This window comes from Tychonema sp. LEGE 07196 (assembly GCF_963890365.1).
Lineage (GTDB): Bacteria > Cyanobacteriota > Cyanobacteriia > Cyanobacteriales > Microcoleaceae > Microcoleus.
On the sequence record NZ_CAWPRX010000157.1, the window covers coordinates 1 to 15,621 of the forward strand.

Sequence of the window (15,621 nt, forward strand, 5' to 3'; positions counted from 1 at the left end):
GAGTGGGAGAGTGGGAGAGGGGGAGAGTGGGAAAGGGGAGACTTTTTCCTTTTTACTACTTCGCTTTTCCTTCTGACTATTTCCCTCGTCATTCTTCCTCGTCCTTCTTGCGTCTTCCCTCTTCCTTCTGACCAATGACTAATGACTAATGACCAATGACTAATGACCAATGACCAATGACTAATGACTAGCGATTTCTCGATGCTTCTAACTTGGACAACCGCTCTTTAATTTTGAGCACATCCTGCTTAGTTTCAATTGCCAAAGTTGCTAAATTATCAAACATCGGATCTCCCGAAAGCATCCTAGAATTTGTCCGGCTCGAACCAGGCCGGTTCGGAGACTGAGGCCGACTCACTCCAGAACCTTGAGACTGCAAGCTGTAGATTTGTGCCCTGAGTTCAGCAATTTGACCTTCTAATTGAGTAATCCGAAACTCTAGTTGAGTCGTAGATTGAGCGGGCGTAGAAATTGGTCTAACAGTAATTGCTAAAAAGCAAATAAGACACAAAAAACAGATTTTTATGGCGCGGTGTCGAATATCTTTCGGCATAGCTTTAATAATTTAAATTCTATCGTTTCCGCTGGCATCGGAATGATTGAACCGCAGAGAACGCAGAGTACACAGAGAAAGAGAATATATATCTGAATCATTCCGATGCTACCGGATTTGATATGAGTCCGTTTATAGGATAACAAATCGCCGAGATTTTACGTCTCTATCAGAAGTATGTTTTATGCCACCTAAAAACGTAGCTATTTTAATGTTTGATGATGTCGAGGTGCTGGACTTTGCAGGCCCTTTTGAAGTGTTTTCGGTGACATCAGAATTAAATTCAGAATCAAATAAAGATTCGCGACCTTTTGCAGTCTATACCGTAGCCCAACATCCCGGTGCTATCAACGCCCGCAACGGTTTGAGCGTAAATCCTGACTGTACTATTTCCAATTGTCCGACACCGGATATTTTAATTGTCCCTGGGGGAAAAGGTACGAGAAAGTTAATCGATAATTCAGCAGTTATTAATTGGATCAAAGATTGTTCGCAAACAGCAGAATTAGTGCTTTCTGTTTGTACGGGTTCGCTGCTGTTAGCAAAAGCTGGCTTGTTGGAAGGATTGGCAGCAACTACACACCATCGGGCGTTAGATTTGTTGAGAAAATTAGCTCCAAACACAACTATTATTGAAAATCAGCGCTTTGTAGATAACGGCAAAATCATCACTTCTGGGGGAATTTCTGCGGGCATTGATATGTCTTTGCACGTTGTCGGTAAGCTTTTGGGCACAGCACAAGCTGAAAAAACCGCAGAGCACATGGAATATAAAATGGGGAATTGGTAATTGGGCAACGGGCATGGTTAATTGTATAATTTGCGCGTAGTGGCGGGTTTTACCAACCATCTCGGCATAAAAACAACAATCTGGTAAACCCGCCCCGCCCATACAGGAAGGATGCTACCAGATGTGATATCAAGCATCTTCGCTCCAAACTTTTAGTTGCACATAAACTAATATCAAAGCTACAGCCATCAGGAAAGTTGCTGCAGCCGCTGCATAGCCAAAATCGAATTGCGAAAAAGCTTGCTCGTAAATATAATAAACTAGCAAATTAGTAGAGTTCAAAGGGCCGCCGCCGGTGATGACGTAAACTTGCTCGAAACTCCGCAGGGTAAAAATAGCTGTTGTCACCGTAGCAAATATTAAAGTCGGTCGCAAGCCTGGTAAAGTGATGTACCAAAATTGTTGCCAAGCGTTAGCTCCGTCCAATTCTGCCGCTTCGTAACGATTTATAGGAATTGCTTGCAATCCTGCTAAAAATACTACCATATTAAAGCCTAATTGTTTCCAAACACTGAGTAGAATTATTACTGGCATGGCCCAAACTGTGCTACTCAACCAAGGAATGGGATTTAAGCCGAGATCCATTAAGATATCATTCACCGGGCCTTCGGTTTGAAACAACCACCGCCAACCCAAGCCAACGGCAACTAAAGAGGTAATCGAAGGGATAAAATAAGCGGTGCGGAGAGCGCCCCGCCAAGCAAAGGAGCGATTTAGCAGCACTGCTAAACCCAATGGAATCACTAAACTGGGAATGACTGTGGCGGTAGTAAAATAGATGGTGTTTTGGATAACTTGCCAAAAATCCGGGTTAGTGACTAGACGCGAGTAGTTGTTCAAACCAATTAAACGCACTCCCGACTGGGTAAAGCTGCCGCTGGTAAAGCTGAGGTAAAATAAATAGGCGATCGGCCAAATCAAAAAAGTACCCAGAAACAGCAAAGCCGGGGCCAGAAAAGTCCAAGCTGCGATCGACTCATTGTCCAACCAGTTAAAACGCCCAAATTTAATCGGAACCATTGGCTTTTAAATTGTAGCTTTTAGTTTTAAATGGTATCACAATCTAGGTCAATGTCACAATGAATTTTCTCGATATATTATCTAACTTACCCACTATAGAAACAGAGAGACTATTGCTGAGAAAAATTACTTTAAACGATGCCAGCGATATGTTTGAATATGCTTGTCATTCCGAAGTATCAGAATATACAATGTGGTCAACTCACACCTCGCTCGAAGATACTAAATATTTTATCAAATCCCTGATAAAAATGTATAAAAAACGAGAGCTTGTAGATTGGGGAATTGTCCATAAAGTCGATGATAAATTTATCGGAACTTGCGGATTTGTGGAGTGGAGCATGAACCACAGCCGCGCCGAAATTGGCTACGCACTTTCTGGGAGATATTGGGGGGAAGGATACATGAGCGAGGCTGTCAATGCGGTTATTGAATTCGGCTTTCGGGAGATGTTGCTGAATCGAATTATGGCTCGATGTGAAGTTAACAATATTGCTTCGGCGAGGGTGATGGAAAAGGTGGGGATGCAATTGGAAGGGGTTTTGCGGCAACAGCTATTTGTGAAAGGCAGATATTGGGATCTTAAAATTTATTCGATTCTTAGGGAAGAGTTTTTGAGCGATCGATCTCCATAGCGCTGCCAGCAAGCGGTACAATGATTGTGCAGGTCAGGGTTGACATTTATGCAAAAAACATACTTAAATATTTCCAGATTGCTAATTGCTGGCTGTTGTCTGTTCTCTATGAGCAGGTTTGCTATAAGTGCGATCGCCCAACCGCTCGCACCGCCAGCCTCAGTCCTCGCCCAAACAACTCCCACAGCCAAAACAGCAGCAGAAAAATTAGTAGGACAGTGGCAGTTACAATACCTATTACCCATGCCCGCAACTGTAATTTTTACACGAGAAGGCAAATTATTTATACTCACTTGGTCATTTCCTTTTGCACATCCAACCGAACCTCTAACTGCCTATGAATTAAAATACAGAATTAACTCTACTACTCAGCCGATGGCAATAGATGTAACCGCCAGTGAAAACCAAACTTTGCAGACAATTTTTGAATTTGCTCCCAACGGTCAAATGCGGATCGAATTTATGGGTTTAAAGCCGGGAGAACCCAGACCAACTACTTTTACAACAGGTGGACTTTTTCTCCAAAAAATTTCCCCAACTACAGCTTTGCCTCGAAACACAAAAATAAAAATAATTAACACATTTGAAGCCGAAACTCCCCGACAAGCCTATGAAAGCGGGCAATATATTCAGTTTGCGACTAGGGCTCAACAAGCCTTTTATGCCGAAAATGCCAAATTTTCTTCAACATTTGAGGAACTCGGTATCGGAATGAAGTTAGACGAAGAAAATTACCGCTACCAATTTGTATCTCAAAGTAATTTTACCGAAGATGTAATTATGACGGTTCAAGCTAAAAAAACTGAATTAAAAAGTTACACAGGTGCCGTTTTTTTAGTCAATTTGTATAAAGATGACGATACCAAAGCTACCGTTGCAATTAGTTGTGCAACAAATGAACCCTCTACTGTACCTCCACCTAGGCCAATTGTTCCTAAAAATAACGAGCCTGAAAACTTTCGATGCCCCGCTGGCTCCTTTTTGATAACACGGTAAAAATTATATGATTGCAGCAAATACTAATTCTACAGACTGTTTAATTTGTCCCGCGATTCCTCCCGCACTCATAGAGAGAAAGGCTAAGATAGCCACGCCATTAAAAATAGGAATTCTAGCATCAGGAAGCGGCAGCAACTTCGAGGTAATTGCCCAAGCCATCCAAAACCAACAGCTTAATGTTCAAATTCCAGTATTAATTTACAACAACCCCGAAGCCAAAGCCGCGACCAGAGCAAAAAAATACGGCATTCCCTCGATTTTGCTCAATCACCGCGATTGCAAAAGCCGCGAAGAATTAGATACAAAAATTGTTAAAACTTTTCAAGCTCATGATGTAGAATGGATAGTGATGGCAGGTTGGATGCGTATCGTTACCAAAGTTTTGCTCGATGCTTTTCCCGACAAAGTTATTAACATTCACCCCAGTTTGCTGCCGAGTTTCACAGGAATTCGCGCTGTCGAACAAGCACTCGCAGCCAAGGTTAAAATCACCGGATGTACGGTGCACATCGCCCGTTTGGAGGTAGACAGCGGGCCGATTTTAATGCAGGCTGCGGTGCCTGTATTGCCTGACGATACGGCAGAAACGCTGCACGCCAGGATTCAGGTACAAGAGCACAAGATTATGGTAGGCGCGATCGCCCTTATTGCCGAATCCCATCAACAACATTGTGACTAAAAACCTCACCAGTTCCGCATCTGTCCCGGAATTACCAGTCAGCGACTCGCCCCAAAAAAGGCCGCCGCTGACCGACTGCAATCGCTTGCAATTAATACTGAAAGACAGGCTCAAAAAAAACATCGGCATCAAGGGAGAATTTTATCTGCCTTGCTTACCATCGATGTTAGACGACTATCTAAAATTACTCTCAGACTTCTTAATCATCCTCGGGCAAAATCTCGATGCTGCCCAATCCGAAAACTTGCGAATATTAATCGCCAACGCCTTAGCAGAAGGATTCAAAAATTCTCCCCACGCTAATCTAATAGTTTCATACTTTCCCGCCAATTCCCAAACCGGTTTAGCCGACGGCATTACTCTGAATACCAAGATTCAAATCGAATCAATGGCCGAGAAATATCATAGCTGGCCGGATATTCGCCCCGAACCTTTATTTGGTAGCCATCCCGATGCCAAAGTCATCGCCATTGCTACCGAATTAGGGGAACCAAGTAAAGCACCTATTTTAGATGTCGGTGCCGGCCCAGGGCGCAATAGTTTGCCTTTAGCAAGGTTAGGTCATGCCGTGGATGCGATCGAGCTAACGCCCATATTTGCCGAAAAACTATCATCCGCAGCCACCGCCGAAAACTTGCCAATAAATGTCACCCAAGGCGACGTTTTAGACCCTTTATTGAGGATGAAAACCTATCGGTACAAATTAGCCATTGCTACCGAAGTTCTCTCCCACTTCCGCTACCCCGAACAAGTCCGCTTATTCCTCGGCAAAATGTCCGATGCTGTTTTAAGTGGCGGGTTTATCTTATTCAGTGCTTTCTTAGCAGTAGATGGCTACGAACCCGACGAGATGGCCAAACAAATGTCTGAATTGTGTTGGTCTTATCTGCTGACGCGACAAGAATTACAAGCAGCAATCGAGGGTTTGCCGTTAGCAATTGTTTCGGACGAATCGGTGATTGAATACGAACAAAAACATTTGCCGGATTCTGCGTGGCCGCCGACACCTTGGTTTGTGAGTTGGGCCAGCGGGCGCGATTTATTTCCGGTGCAAGAAACGCCGCCGTTGGAGTTGCGGTGGATACTGGTTAAACGCTTGTAGAGAATTAGTATGGTGCGTCACAATGTAGTTTATCGATGATCGATCAAATAACGTGATCTAACTCACATCTTGCACTATTCTCGCTTAACAGGCTTTCCGGCTTGTTCCACAAAGACGGATCTTTGTGGGGAGTAGGGGTTGGGAATCCGGCCCGCCTGCAAAAGGCTAATTGAGAATGGTGCAAAATCTCAGGTATAACGCACCCTACAACAAATTTTAGCGGTTAAAATTCCAATTCTAAACCTCAGATGCGCGCAATTGTCCGCAGGCGGCATCGGCTTCTAAGCCGCGAGAATACCGCACGCTAACAGCAATTTTCTTCTCCTTCAAAACCGCAACAAAATTGTTGATTCGATTTGGAGTCGGACGCTGATATTCAGCTTCTTGAATCGGATTGTAAGGAATCAAATTGACGTGACACTGAAAACCGCGCAACTGAGTTGCTAACTCGGCTGCGTGTTCTGGTAAATCATTTACGTTTGCTAAGAGCACGTATTCAAAGCTTAATCTGCGTCCAGTCGATCGCACATATTCCCGACATTCTGCCACTAACTCACCCAAAGGATAAGGGCGGGCGCTAGGAATTAACTCTTCGCGCAATCTTTGATTGGAAGCGTGGAGGCTGACGGCGAGGGTAATTTGCAGTTGATGTTCGGCTAGTTGGGTGATGCGATTGCGGATTCCGACTGTGGAAACGGTGATGTTCCGCTGTCCAATTCCTACGTCTTGATTCAAACACTTGACAGCAGCTACAACGTTATCGAAATTCAGCAGGGGTTCGCCCATTCCCATAAATACGATGTGGCTGACTCGGCGGCCGAAATCTTGCTGTACTGTCAAGACTTGATCGACGATTTCGTTTACTTCTAAATTGCGCTTGAAACCGCCTTTTCCCGTAGCGCAAAAGTCGCAGCCCATCGCGCAGCCAACTTGGGCTGAGACGCACACTGTCAGCCGTTTTTCGGTGGGAATGCCGACTGTTTCAATAATTTGACCGTCTGCTAATTTTAGAAGATACTTTACCGTAGAGTCTGGTGCGACCGATCGATAGTGAATAGTCGATCGCCCGATCGGAATTTTCGCAACAGTCTCGCGCCACTGTTTAGAGAATACAGAAATCTCAGAGAGCGATCGCGCGCCTCTCTCATAAATCCACTGGTACAACTGCTTCCCGCGATAAGCGGGTTGCCCGTTTTGCTGCACCCACTCCGTTAACTCAGCCAAACTCGCGCCCAACAACGGCGGAATTTTACCAGACTCAACAGACAAAGCAGCAGTCTTGCGAGACTGATTCGCACCCTTGGAATTACCAGAAGAGTGCACCTGAGAAACGGAAGTAGAAGGCATAGGTCATCAGAAAATTTAAAGCCACCCTCCATACTAAAACTTCTCGACCAAAGCTGCCGTTAATCCTGAAAAAGGTGAAGTCTCGATCCCTCTAAATCCCTTAACAAGGGCGACTTTAAGAATAATCCGGTTCCCCCTTTTAAAAAGGGGGGTTAGGGGGCTGTTATTGTGGACTCACAAAGAAAACTCCAGACAGAAATCTGCACAATCAAGAATCCAGTTAATTTTTGGCCAAATCCCCCTAAAATTGCGTGTAAATGACCGCCGCCCCCTAAAATAAACTCTGGAGTTTATTTTAGGGTATGCAATCTGACTGCTTTCCATCACAATTAATGCAACTTTTATGGTGCTAGATATTCTTGCGCTGCCCTTAGCGTTTCAATTTACATCCCCAGGCCCGATAATCTTTCAACTAGGCCCCCTAGCTATCCGTTGGTACGGGCTGTTGATAGCTTCTGCGGTCTTAATAGGGGTCAGTTTGTCCCAATATTTGGCCGAAAAGCGCCGCGTCAACCCAGAATTGCTGGGCGATTTAGCAATTTGGCTGGTTCTGGGCGCTATTCCCTGCGCTCGAATTTATTACGTGGCTTTTGAGTGGCCGCAATATGCCCAAAGACCTGAAGATATTATAGCGATTTGGAAAGGTGGAATTGCTATTCACGGGGCGATTTTGGGCGGTACGATCGCAGCTTTAATTTTTGCGAAAATCCAGCGAGTTTCTTTTTGGCAGTTGGCAGATTTAGTCGCGCCTTCGGTAATTCTCGGTCAGGCGATCGGACGCTGGGGAAATTTCTTTAACTCCGAAGCTTTTGGCGGCCCTACGGATTTACCTTGGAAACTTTATATTCCGCCAAACAGCCGCCCGATCGGCTACGCTAATTTTGAATACTTCCACCCCACATTTCTCTACGAATCTCTGTGGAATTTGACAGTATTTGGGTTGCTGCTGACTTTGTTTTTCCGCGATTTGCAGGGAAAAATTCGCTTGAAAACAGGTGCTTTGTTTTTGGTTTACCTGGCAGCTTACAGTTCGGGTAGAGTCTGGATTGAAGGGTTGCGAACTGACAGTTTGATGTTCGGGCCGCTCAGGGCTGCACAGATGGTAAGTTTGACTGGGATTGTGTTAGGTTTGGGCGGGTTGGCTTGGCTTTATTTGCTCGATCGACCTTTACCCGATGTTGTCTCCCCCAATAGCGATCGGGCAAATATCGATCGCAAATCCCCAGGCGATCGATAAAAAACCCCAGAGAGGTTAGTCTCTAGGGCTCAAAACCAGGGTGCATCTACCATCCCTTACTTCCAACCAAAATCGGTGTGCCCGGAAGACTCAATAAATTTAGGAAATTTTTTAGCAGCAATGAGTTTGACAGAGATTCAAGCCTTAATTCCACAGGTATACATTGTAGGTGCAGGCCCGGGAGACCCGGATTTGTTAACTGTTAAGGCTCAAAAATTACTGGCTGTCGCCGATGTCATATTATTTGCTGATTCCCTAGTTCCAGAGCAAATTTTGCAGGGAGTGCGCGCAGATGCTGAAGTTATCCAAACTGCGGATAAGACTCTCGAAGAAATTGTACCTTTGATGGTGGAGCGAGTGCGCGCCGGGAAAAGCCTCGTCCGCCTCCATTCCGGCGATCCCTGTCTCTACGGCGCTGTGGGCGAACAAATGCAAGCCTTGGCCGAGGCGGGAATTGCTTTTGAGGTAATCCCAGGAATTAGCGCTTTCCAACTAGCCGCCGCGAAACTTAAAATTGAGTTGACAGTTCCCGGAATTGTACAGACAATTATTTTGACCCGAATTAGTGGCCGCACTGAAGTACCAACACGCGAAGAATTGGCGAGTTTAGCGGCCCATCAAGCGAGTTTGTGTCTGTATTTGAGCGCCCGCCATGTCGATCGAGCTCAAGCTAAGTTGATGGAACATTACCCATCGGATTTACCAGTGGCGATTTGTTATCGCTTGGGCTGGCCGGATGAAAAAATTGTCCTAGTTCCCCTTGACAAAATGGCAGTCGCTACCCGCGAACATAATTTGTTTAGAACGACCATGTATATAATTAGTCCGGCGTTGGGAAAAGAAGCCCAAGGGCGATCGCGCTTGTACCATCCAAAGCACGATCGGCTTTTCCGTCAGTAGTCAGTAGTCAGTTGGCAGTTGGCAGTTGGTAGTTGGCAGTTGGTAGTTGGCAGTTGGCAGTTGGCAGTTGGCAGTTGGCAGTTGGCAGTTGGCAGTAGTCATTAGTCAGTAGTCAGTAGTCATTAGTCATTAGTCATTAGTAGGGGCGGTGCCCCGTGCCCGCCCTCTTAGCAGCCAACAGTTAACAGCCAACAGCCAACAGTCAACAGTTAACAGTCAACAGCCAACAGTCAACAGCTAACAATTCCCCATTACCCATGAAAGATTTAACTCGCAGAGAATTTATGACTGTCACCGCATTAACCGCCGGATTTGCCTTAGCAGTTCATCCGATTGCTGCGGCAACTATTACCACAGATAAAACTGGTTTAATAGCAGGTGAAGTGAAAATCCCTGTGAAAGACGAGTTCATTCCAGCCTACAGAGCAATGCCCGCTACTGGAAGCGATTTTCCAGTAATTTTAGTAATTCAAGAAATCTTCGGAGTTCACGCATACATTCAAGATATTTGCCGCCGTTTTGCCAAATTAGGCTATTTGGCGATCGCCCCAGAAATGTTTTACCGTCAAGGCGATGTTTCTAAAATCACCGACATTCAAGAAATTATTAGTAAAGTTGTCTCGAAAGTTCCCGACGCTCAAGTTATGTCCGATTTAGATGCTACCGTAGAGTGGGCACAAAAGTCAGGAAAAGGCAATATTAATAAGTTGGGAATTACAGGATTTTGCTGGGGAGGCCGAATTGTTTGGATGTACGCGGCCCACAACCCAAAAGTCAAAGCAGGAGTGGCTTGGTACGGGCGTTTGGTTGGATCTTCAACGGCTTTAACTCCCAAACATCCGATCGACCTTGCACCAACTTTGACAGTACCCGTATTGGGTCTTTACGGTGGCAAAGACGAGTCAATTCCCCTTGATACAGTCGAAAAAATGCAGCAACTGCTCAAAACCGGCAGCAGCGGTTCCGAAATCGTAGTTTATGCAGATGCGCCGCACGGTTTTAATGCCGACTATCGCCCCACTTACCGAGAAAAAGATGCCAAGGATGCTTGGCAAAAGCTGCAAAATTGGTTTAAGAAGTACGGAGTTGCATAACACATTCCCCATCAATATTTGCTCGCTACCCCTTGACAGGTCAAGATAGTATCTACAAATCTTGGTATTTTAGATATTTATTTTTGGGGATTCGTGAAGATGTAATTGCGGCTCAAATTGGTTCGTATTGCGGACTTTTTTTCGCCCTACGAACCAATATGAGCGTTTTTAATTGACTCAAAACGATATAAGTTGGTATTGTATTTTAGGGGCGAATTTCACCAAAAATCTGTAATTTCCCTCCAGAATATCTATCAACCCGCCCAGACTGAACGACTAGGGCAAAATCAAGCCATTTCTTCCTGCAATCCCTCACGGGATTTAGTTTTCATGCTAAATGCAAAAACACCAACTACCAGCATAAAAACAACAATTGTTCTCCATTGAACCAAAAAATGCAAACCCGCAGCTAAAAATATTGGTATATACTTGGTTGTCAAACAATACAAATACCTAAATTTAATTCTAACAAAATAAAGGTGGCCCGAAGCAGCATATTTGCGATCGAAAACAGCCAGATAGGCAATCTGAACAATATCGGTGTAGCCCGATCGCCCTTAAGACAGTTGGGTTTGTGGGCGCAACTTGGTAAACTGGGCTGTGTAGAATTATCGATCGACAGGTAAGCCCGTGCTAGACGAACAAGCTAAAAAGACCATCTTGCGGAAAATCCCCCACGGATTGTACATTTGCGGCGTCAAAGAGGGAGAGGAACTCAACGGTTTCACCGCTAGCTGGGTGATGCAATCTTCCTTTACCCCTCCCTTAGTCGTTAACTGCGTCAAGCAAGACTCAAAATCCCACGCCATGATTGAAGCCAGCGGAGTCTTTGCGTTGAGTTTCCTAGAAGCAGGACAAAAAGAGTTAGCCCAGAAATTCTTCAAGCCGCAGCGCCGCGTTGGCAATAAATTCGAGGATGTAGAATTTTATGCCGGGCCCGAAACTGGTTGTCCGATTATCTCCGACTCTCTGGGTTACATTGAGTGCAATGTTGTCGGCGCTGTAAAACACGGCGATCATACGGTGTATGTCGGAGAAGTGGTGGCCGCCGGCGTTCACCGAGAAGGCGATCCGTTGCTGTTAGAAAGCACTGGTTGGAATTACGGCGGCTAAAAACTTGGCAACTGGCAATTGGCAATTGGCAATTGTCAGTTGTTAGTTGTTAGTTGTTAGTTGTTAGTTGTTAATTGTTAATTGTTAGTTGTTAATTGTTAATTGTTAATTGTTAGTTGTTAGTTGTTAATTGTTAGTTGTTAGTTGTTAGATATAGCGGCTCGATCGCGTTGTGAGGTATGCCCACGGCGGCCTATGCCCCATGCCCTATTCCCTATGCCCTATGCCCGACAGCGCCTCATCTTTCTGAGAAATGTTATAGTTAATTGTTAAGCGATTCACAATAGATAAAAAATCAGCAACAATCTTGTCGGTGTTGTCGGGAGTTAAAATCGGGACGTGGACAAAAACACATTGAGTGGGTATTTGAGAATCATAAATATGCTTTAAAACCGCATAATAGAGGTCTTCACAAACATATTTTCCGGCTTCGTGACTGATTTCTGTGACGGCTAAATCTGCGACTAGCGCTTCAAGATTAACTGTTGTTTTCAAAATGTCCGTATCGCAGCAAGCGCAGGATTCCACGGTTAATTTTTCCCTGCTTTCTGCCATGCCACAGCAGATAATTATGTCTGGTCGGAGTTGGTTGATTTGGGCGATCGCCAAATTCGCTGCTAGCTGGGAATCTACGGGTAGTTTCCTCAAAAAAGTTAGGGAATCAGGCAAAGATTGAATTTGGGAAATGTTAGCTAATAAATCGTCAGAAGAATTTGATTGCTGATGCGATCGCCAAGTGTCAAATGAAGTTAGCAGGATTTTGGTATTCATATAATCTCCCGTAAATTGACGTGCAGAAAACCTTGTCGATGGGTAGGGGCGAGTGTCAAAAATTATCTATCTGGTTTTACAGCATAGATACTGATGAACCAGTCCCTACGACTCTCGAATATGGGAATCAGGAATTGTAAAATTCATCAGACAGATGACTGATGACTGTTAACTGTTAACTGTTGGCTGTTAACTGTTGACTGTTGGCTGTTAACTGTTGGCTGTTAACTGTTAACTGTTGGCTGTTAACTAATGACTAATGACTAATGACTACTGACTAATGACTACTGACTAATGACTACTGACTACTGACTACTGACTACTGACTACTGACTACTGACTACTGACTACTGACGTTTTGTGCAATAATACTAAAAATTGATCATATAAGGCAAGTAAGTCAATGTCTGTCATCGCAGTAGTAGACTATGACATGGGCAATCTGCACTCGGTCTGTAAAGGCTTGGAAAATGTGGGCGCAGTGCCAAAAATTACGGATTCTCCTGCTGCAATCGAGCAGGCTGATGCGGTGGTTTTGCCGGGAGTTGGTTCCTTTGACCCGGCAATGCAGAATTTGCGATCGCGCAATTTGATAGAACCGATAACAAATGCGATCGCCTCTGGAAAGCCTTTTTTAGGCATTTGTTTGGGCTTGCAAATGCTGTTTGACAGTTCCGAAGAAGGTACAGAACCAGGATTGGGAATTATTGCTGGAAAAGTGCGCCGATTTCGCTCGGAACCGGGGTTAACCATTCCGCACATGGGATGGAATCAGTTAGAATTTACTCAACCCAATTTGCCGCTGTGGCACAATCTTTCATCTCAACCTTGGGTTTATTTAGTGCATTCCTATTATGTAGATCCGGTGGACTCAACAGTCAAAGCTGCAGTGGTGACGCACGGAAGTCAGACGGTGACGGCCGCCATAGCTAAAGACAATCTGATGGCCGTACAATTTCACCCGGAAAAGTCTTCAAGCACGGGATTGCAAATGCTCTCAAATTTTGTGAATCAAGTGAGAACAAAAGTAGCTGCTTAGAGTCAATTAAAAACCCGATTTCTTCAAGAAACCGGGTTTTTAATAAATCAGCTACAGCGCCAATTTTATTTGAGACACTTTAAAATCACCACCGATCGCGCCGTCACCGGAACAGCTTTCCCCTTGGCATAAATTCGCCCTTGAGATTCCACAAATTTCGGTTCAGCAGTGTCAAGCACAGCAATCCACTGCAAACTTTGAAAGCGAGGGGGAATCACAAAATCGAGCGTCTCCCAATAAGCATTGAAAAACAACAGAAAACTATCGTCGATAATCCGTTCGCCGCGAGCATTTGGCGTAGCAAGTTGTTCGCCGTTGAGGAAAATGCCGATCGCCTTAGCATATCCCACTTGCCACTGTTCGTCAGTCATTTCCCCGCCATCGGGGTTAAACCAAGCAATATCGCTAACTTGAGAACCGTGAATGGCGCGTCCTTGGAACCACTTACGGCGGCGGAACACCGGATGTTCGCGCCGCAAGCGGGTTAACTGGCGCGTAAATTCGAGCAAGTCAGCATTTTTGAACTGCAATCCCCAATCCACCCAGGAGATTTCGTTGTCCTGACAGTAAGCATTGTTATTGCCTCCTTGACTTCGCCCCATTTCGTCTCCCGCCACCAGCATCGGCACCCCTTGGGACAGCAGTAACGAAGTTAAAAAATTCCGCTTTTGGCGTTCTCGCAACGCCTGCACTTCGGGATCCTCAGTTTCCCCGTCCCCAGCAAAGGGGTCTGGCGGAGGTGGATATTCTCCCTCTCCTAGCGCTTCAGTATATGGGAATTCCACCATCGTGCAGTTCCAAGACTGATTGTGGTTTTCCCCGTCGCAACTGTTTTCACCGTTAGCTTCGTTGTGTTTTTGGTTGTAGCTGACCAAATCGTGCAGGGTAAACCCGTCGTGGGCAGTAATAAAGTTGATGCTGGCGTGGGGTCGCCGTCCATTACTTTCGTACAAATCGGAACTTCCGGTAAAGCTGTAGGCAAACTGAGAGAGAGTTTCATCGGTTCCCCGCCAAAAGTCGCGCATGGTATCGCGGTAGCGACCGTTCCACTCCGACCACAGCAAGGGGAATTTTCCGACTTGATACCCGCCTTCGCCGATGTCCCAAGGTTCGGCGATTAACTTGACATCGCACAAAACTGGGTCTTGGTGGATGATATCGAAAAAGGCAGCAAAAGTATCGACGCGATCGGTTTCCCGCGCTAAAGCCGTCGCCAAATCGAAGCGGAACCCATCGACGTGCATCTCCAACACCCAATACCGCAAGCTGTCCATAATCAGCTTCAATACTTGGGGATGGAAGACGTTGAGGGAGTTGCCGCAGCCGCTGTAATCCATGTAGTAGCGGGGATTGTCTTTCACGAGGCGGTAGTAAACGGCGTTGTCGATGCCCCGAAACGAGATGGTCGGGCCCATGTGGTTGCCCTCTCCGGTGTGGTTGTAAACCACATCGAGAATCACCTCAATGCCTGCAGCGTGCAGGGCTTTGACCATTTCCTTAAATTCATTCACCTGTTCGCCGGTGTCGCCGCTGGCGCTGTAGCTGGAGTAAGGCGCGAGATAGTTAATCGAGTCGTAGCCCCAGTAGTTCCGCAGTCCCTTGTCATCCAGAAAGCCGGGACAGCCGATGAAGTGGTGGACGGGGAGGAGTTCGACGGCGGTAATCCCCAAGGATTTCAGGTGGTCGATGGCGGCGGGATGGGCGAGTCCGGCGTAGGTTCCCCGCAAGGGTTCGGGAATGTCGGGATGCAGTTGGGTAAAGCCTTTGACGTGCATCTCGTAGATGACGGTTTTGTGCCAAGCCAGTTGTGGCTGAGTGTCGCCTTCCCAGTCGAAGGATTCATCGATGACAACGGCTTTGGGGATTAAATGAGAATCGTCTAATGCGCTGTAGGATAGGTCTTCGGCTTCGTCGTCCCAGTCATAACCGAAGAGTTCCCGTCCGTGCACCACATCTCCGGCGATGGCTTTGGCGTAGGGGTCAATCAGCAGTTTGGCGGGGTTGAACCGGTGTCCGGCTGCGGGATCGTAGGGGCCGCGGACGCGAAAACCGTATTGCTGACCGGGTTTGATGCCGGGAATGTAGCAGTGCCAAATGAAGTTGTAGACTTCAGTCAGCGGGACTCGGGTTTCCCACCCTTTTTCGTCGAACAAGCACAATTCGACTGCTGTCGCGTTTTCGGAAAATAGGGCAAAATTAGTGCCTTTACCATCCCATTGTGAACCCAAGGGATAGGGTTTACCGGGCCAAAGTTTTAAATCCATAGAACCTAAGTTGTAATATTCTCGATCGAACAATCATTAGACTTGTAGCAAAAAGCCTTTCATATCCTAGACGATCAA

General features: G+C 45.9%; 16 protein-coding genes. 11 read left to right on the forward strand and 5 right to left on the reverse strand.

The annotated features are described in order from the left end of the window. Positions 1–187: 187 nt before the first annotated feature. Entirely contained in the window at positions 188–553 is a 366-nt protein-coding gene (locus AACV78_RS18130; protein ID WP_194008870.1) for a hypothetical protein, read from the reverse strand. Between the two features lie 184 nt (positions 554–737). On the opposite strand from AACV78_RS18130, the gene AACV78_RS18135 reads away from it, so the two are divergent. Further along, the gene (locus tag AACV78_RS18135; protein WP_194008869.1) at positions 738–1,343 is read left to right on the forward strand and encodes a DJ-1/PfpI family protein; all 606 of its coding nucleotides are present in this window, start codon (positions 738–740) and stop codon (positions 1,341–1,343) included. 129 nt (positions 1,344–1,472) lie between these two features. Here AACV78_RS18135 and AACV78_RS18140 read toward each other — a convergent pair whose 3' ends face one another. Continuing rightward, entirely contained in the window at positions 1,473–2,363 is an 891-nt protein-coding gene (locus tag AACV78_RS18140; RefSeq protein WP_194008868.1) for a carbohydrate ABC transporter permease, read from the reverse strand. A gap of 59 nt (positions 2,364–2,422) precedes the next feature. Here AACV78_RS18140 and AACV78_RS18145 point away from each other — a divergent pair, with 59 nt between their 5' ends. From AACV78_RS18145 to AACV78_RS18160, 4 genes are read left to right on the forward strand one after another with little or no spacing between them, the layout of a single operon-like run. Further along, positions 2,423–2,998: a GNAT family N-acetyltransferase gene (locus AACV78_RS18145; protein WP_194008867.1), complete on the forward strand. Its 576-nt coding sequence runs from the start codon at positions 2,423–2,425 to the stop codon at positions 2,996–2,998. Positions 2,999–3,046: 48 nt separating this feature from the next. Continuing rightward, the gene (locus AACV78_RS18150; RefSeq protein ID WP_194008866.1) at positions 3,047–3,994 is read left to right on the forward strand and encodes a type IV pilin-like G/H family protein; all 948 of its coding nucleotides are present in this window, start codon (positions 3,047–3,049) and stop codon (positions 3,992–3,994) included. A gap of 7 nt (positions 3,995–4,001) precedes the next feature. Next, positions 4,002–4,676: a phosphoribosylglycinamide formyltransferase gene (gene purN, locus AACV78_RS18155; protein ID WP_194008865.1), complete on the forward strand. Its 675-nt coding sequence runs from the start codon at positions 4,002–4,004 to the stop codon at positions 4,674–4,676. Further along, positions 4,669–5,778, forward strand: coding sequence for a class I SAM-dependent methyltransferase (locus AACV78_RS18160; RefSeq protein WP_339383709.1), 1,110 nt, complete (start codon positions 4,669–4,671; stop codon positions 5,776–5,778). Before purN ends, AACV78_RS18160 begins: the two co-directional genes overlap by 8 nt. 237 nt (positions 5,779–6,015) lie before the next feature. Here AACV78_RS18160 and rlmN read toward each other — a convergent pair whose 3' ends face one another. Then, entirely contained in the window at positions 6,016–7,125 is a 1,110-nt protein-coding gene (gene rlmN, locus AACV78_RS18165) for a dual-specificity RNA methyltransferase RlmN (RefSeq protein ID WP_194008864.1), read from the reverse strand. Between the two features lie 343 nt (positions 7,126–7,468). On the opposite strand from rlmN, the gene lgt reads away from it, so the two are divergent. The 5 genes from lgt (at position 7,469) to AACV78_RS18190 (ending at position 11,469) form a co-directional block, all read left to right on the forward strand. Next, complete coding sequence (gene lgt / locus AACV78_RS18170; protein ID WP_194008863.1) at positions 7,469–8,362, forward strand: prolipoprotein diacylglyceryl transferase; 894 nt, start codon at positions 7,469–7,471, stop codon at positions 8,360–8,362. A gap of 120 nt (positions 8,363–8,482) precedes the next feature. Beyond that, positions 8,483–9,262, forward strand: a complete 780-nt coding sequence (gene cobM / locus AACV78_RS18175) for a precorrin-4 C(11)-methyltransferase (protein WP_194008862.1) — start codon at positions 8,483–8,485, stop codon at positions 9,260–9,262. Positions 9,263–9,519: 257 nt separating this feature from the next. Continuing rightward, positions 9,520–10,356: a dienelactone hydrolase family protein gene (locus AACV78_RS18180; RefSeq protein WP_194008861.1), complete on the forward strand. Its 837-nt coding sequence runs from the start codon at positions 9,520–9,522 to the stop codon at positions 10,354–10,356. A 479-nt stretch (positions 10,357–10,835) separates the two neighbouring features. Further along, positions 10,836–10,982 (forward strand): hypothetical protein, encoded by a 147-nt coding sequence (locus AACV78_RS18185; RefSeq protein ID WP_194008860.1) that lies wholly within the window; start codon positions 10,836–10,838, stop codon positions 10,980–10,982. Positions 10,983–10,986: 4 nt separating this feature from the next. Next, positions 10,987–11,469: a flavin reductase gene (locus AACV78_RS18190; RefSeq protein ID WP_194008859.1), complete on the forward strand. Its 483-nt coding sequence runs from the start codon at positions 10,987–10,989 to the stop codon at positions 11,467–11,469. Positions 11,470–11,676: 207 nt separating this feature from the next. On the opposite strand, the gene AACV78_RS18195 is transcribed toward AACV78_RS18190, so the two are convergent. Further along, complete coding sequence (locus AACV78_RS18195; protein ID WP_194008858.1) at positions 11,677–12,240, reverse strand: pyroglutamyl-peptidase I family protein; 564 nt, start codon at positions 12,238–12,240, stop codon at positions 11,677–11,679. Between the two features lie 403 nt (positions 12,241–12,643). Here AACV78_RS18195 and hisH point away from each other — a divergent pair, with 403 nt between their 5' ends. Beyond that, the gene (gene hisH / locus AACV78_RS18200; RefSeq protein WP_194008857.1) at positions 12,644–13,279 is read left to right on the forward strand and encodes an imidazole glycerol phosphate synthase subunit HisH; all 636 of its coding nucleotides are present in this window, start codon (positions 12,644–12,646) and stop codon (positions 13,277–13,279) included. Between the two features lie 65 nt (positions 13,280–13,344). Here hisH and glgX read toward each other — a convergent pair whose 3' ends face one another. Continuing rightward, the gene (gene glgX, locus AACV78_RS18205) at positions 13,345–15,543 is read right to left on the reverse strand and encodes a glycogen debranching protein GlgX (RefSeq protein ID WP_194008856.1); all 2,199 of its coding nucleotides are present in this window, start codon (positions 15,541–15,543) and stop codon (positions 13,345–13,347) included. Positions 15,544–15,621: the final 78 nt, after the last annotated feature.

Coding starts and splice junctions, on each gene's coding strand:
- purN (WP_194008865.1), top strand. CDS start 4,002: ATGATTGCAGCAAATACTAATTCTACAGACTGTTTAATTTGTCCCGCG.
- cobM (WP_194008862.1), top strand. CDS start 8,483: ATGAGTTTGACAGAGATTCAAGCCTTAATTCCACAGGTATACATTGTA.
- AACV78_RS18180 (WP_194008861.1), top strand. CDS start 9,520: ATGAAAGATTTAACTCGCAGAGAATTTATGACTGTCACCGCATTAACC.
- AACV78_RS18145 (WP_194008867.1), top strand. CDS start 2,423: ATGAATTTTCTCGATATATTATCTAACTTACCCACTATAGAAACAGAG.
- AACV78_RS18195 (WP_194008858.1), bottom strand. CDS start 12,240: ATGAATACCAAAATCCTGCTAACTTCATTTGACACTTGGCGATCGCAT.
- AACV78_RS18150 (WP_194008866.1), top strand. CDS start 3,047: ATGCAAAAAACATACTTAAATATTTCCAGATTGCTAATTGCTGGCTGT.
- AACV78_RS18140 (WP_194008868.1), bottom strand. CDS start 2,363: ATGGTTCCGATTAAATTTGGGCGTTTTAACTGGTTGGACAATGAGTCG.
- lgt (WP_194008863.1), top strand. CDS start 7,469: ATGGTGCTAGATATTCTTGCGCTGCCCTTAGCGTTTCAATTTACATCC.
- hisH (WP_194008857.1), top strand. CDS start 12,644: ATGTCTGTCATCGCAGTAGTAGACTATGACATGGGCAATCTGCACTCG.
- AACV78_RS18135 (WP_194008869.1), top strand. CDS start 738: ATGCCACCTAAAAACGTAGCTATTTTAATGTTTGATGATGTCGAGGTG.
- glgX (WP_194008856.1), bottom strand. CDS start 15,543: ATGGATTTAAAACTTTGGCCCGGTAAACCCTATCCCTTGGGTTCACAA.
- rlmN (WP_194008864.1), bottom strand. CDS start 7,125: ATGCCTTCTACTTCCGTTTCTCAGGTGCACTCTTCTGGTAATTCCAAG.
- AACV78_RS18130 (WP_194008870.1), bottom strand. CDS start 553: ATGCCGAAAGATATTCGACACCGCGCCATAAAAATCTGTTTTTTGTGT.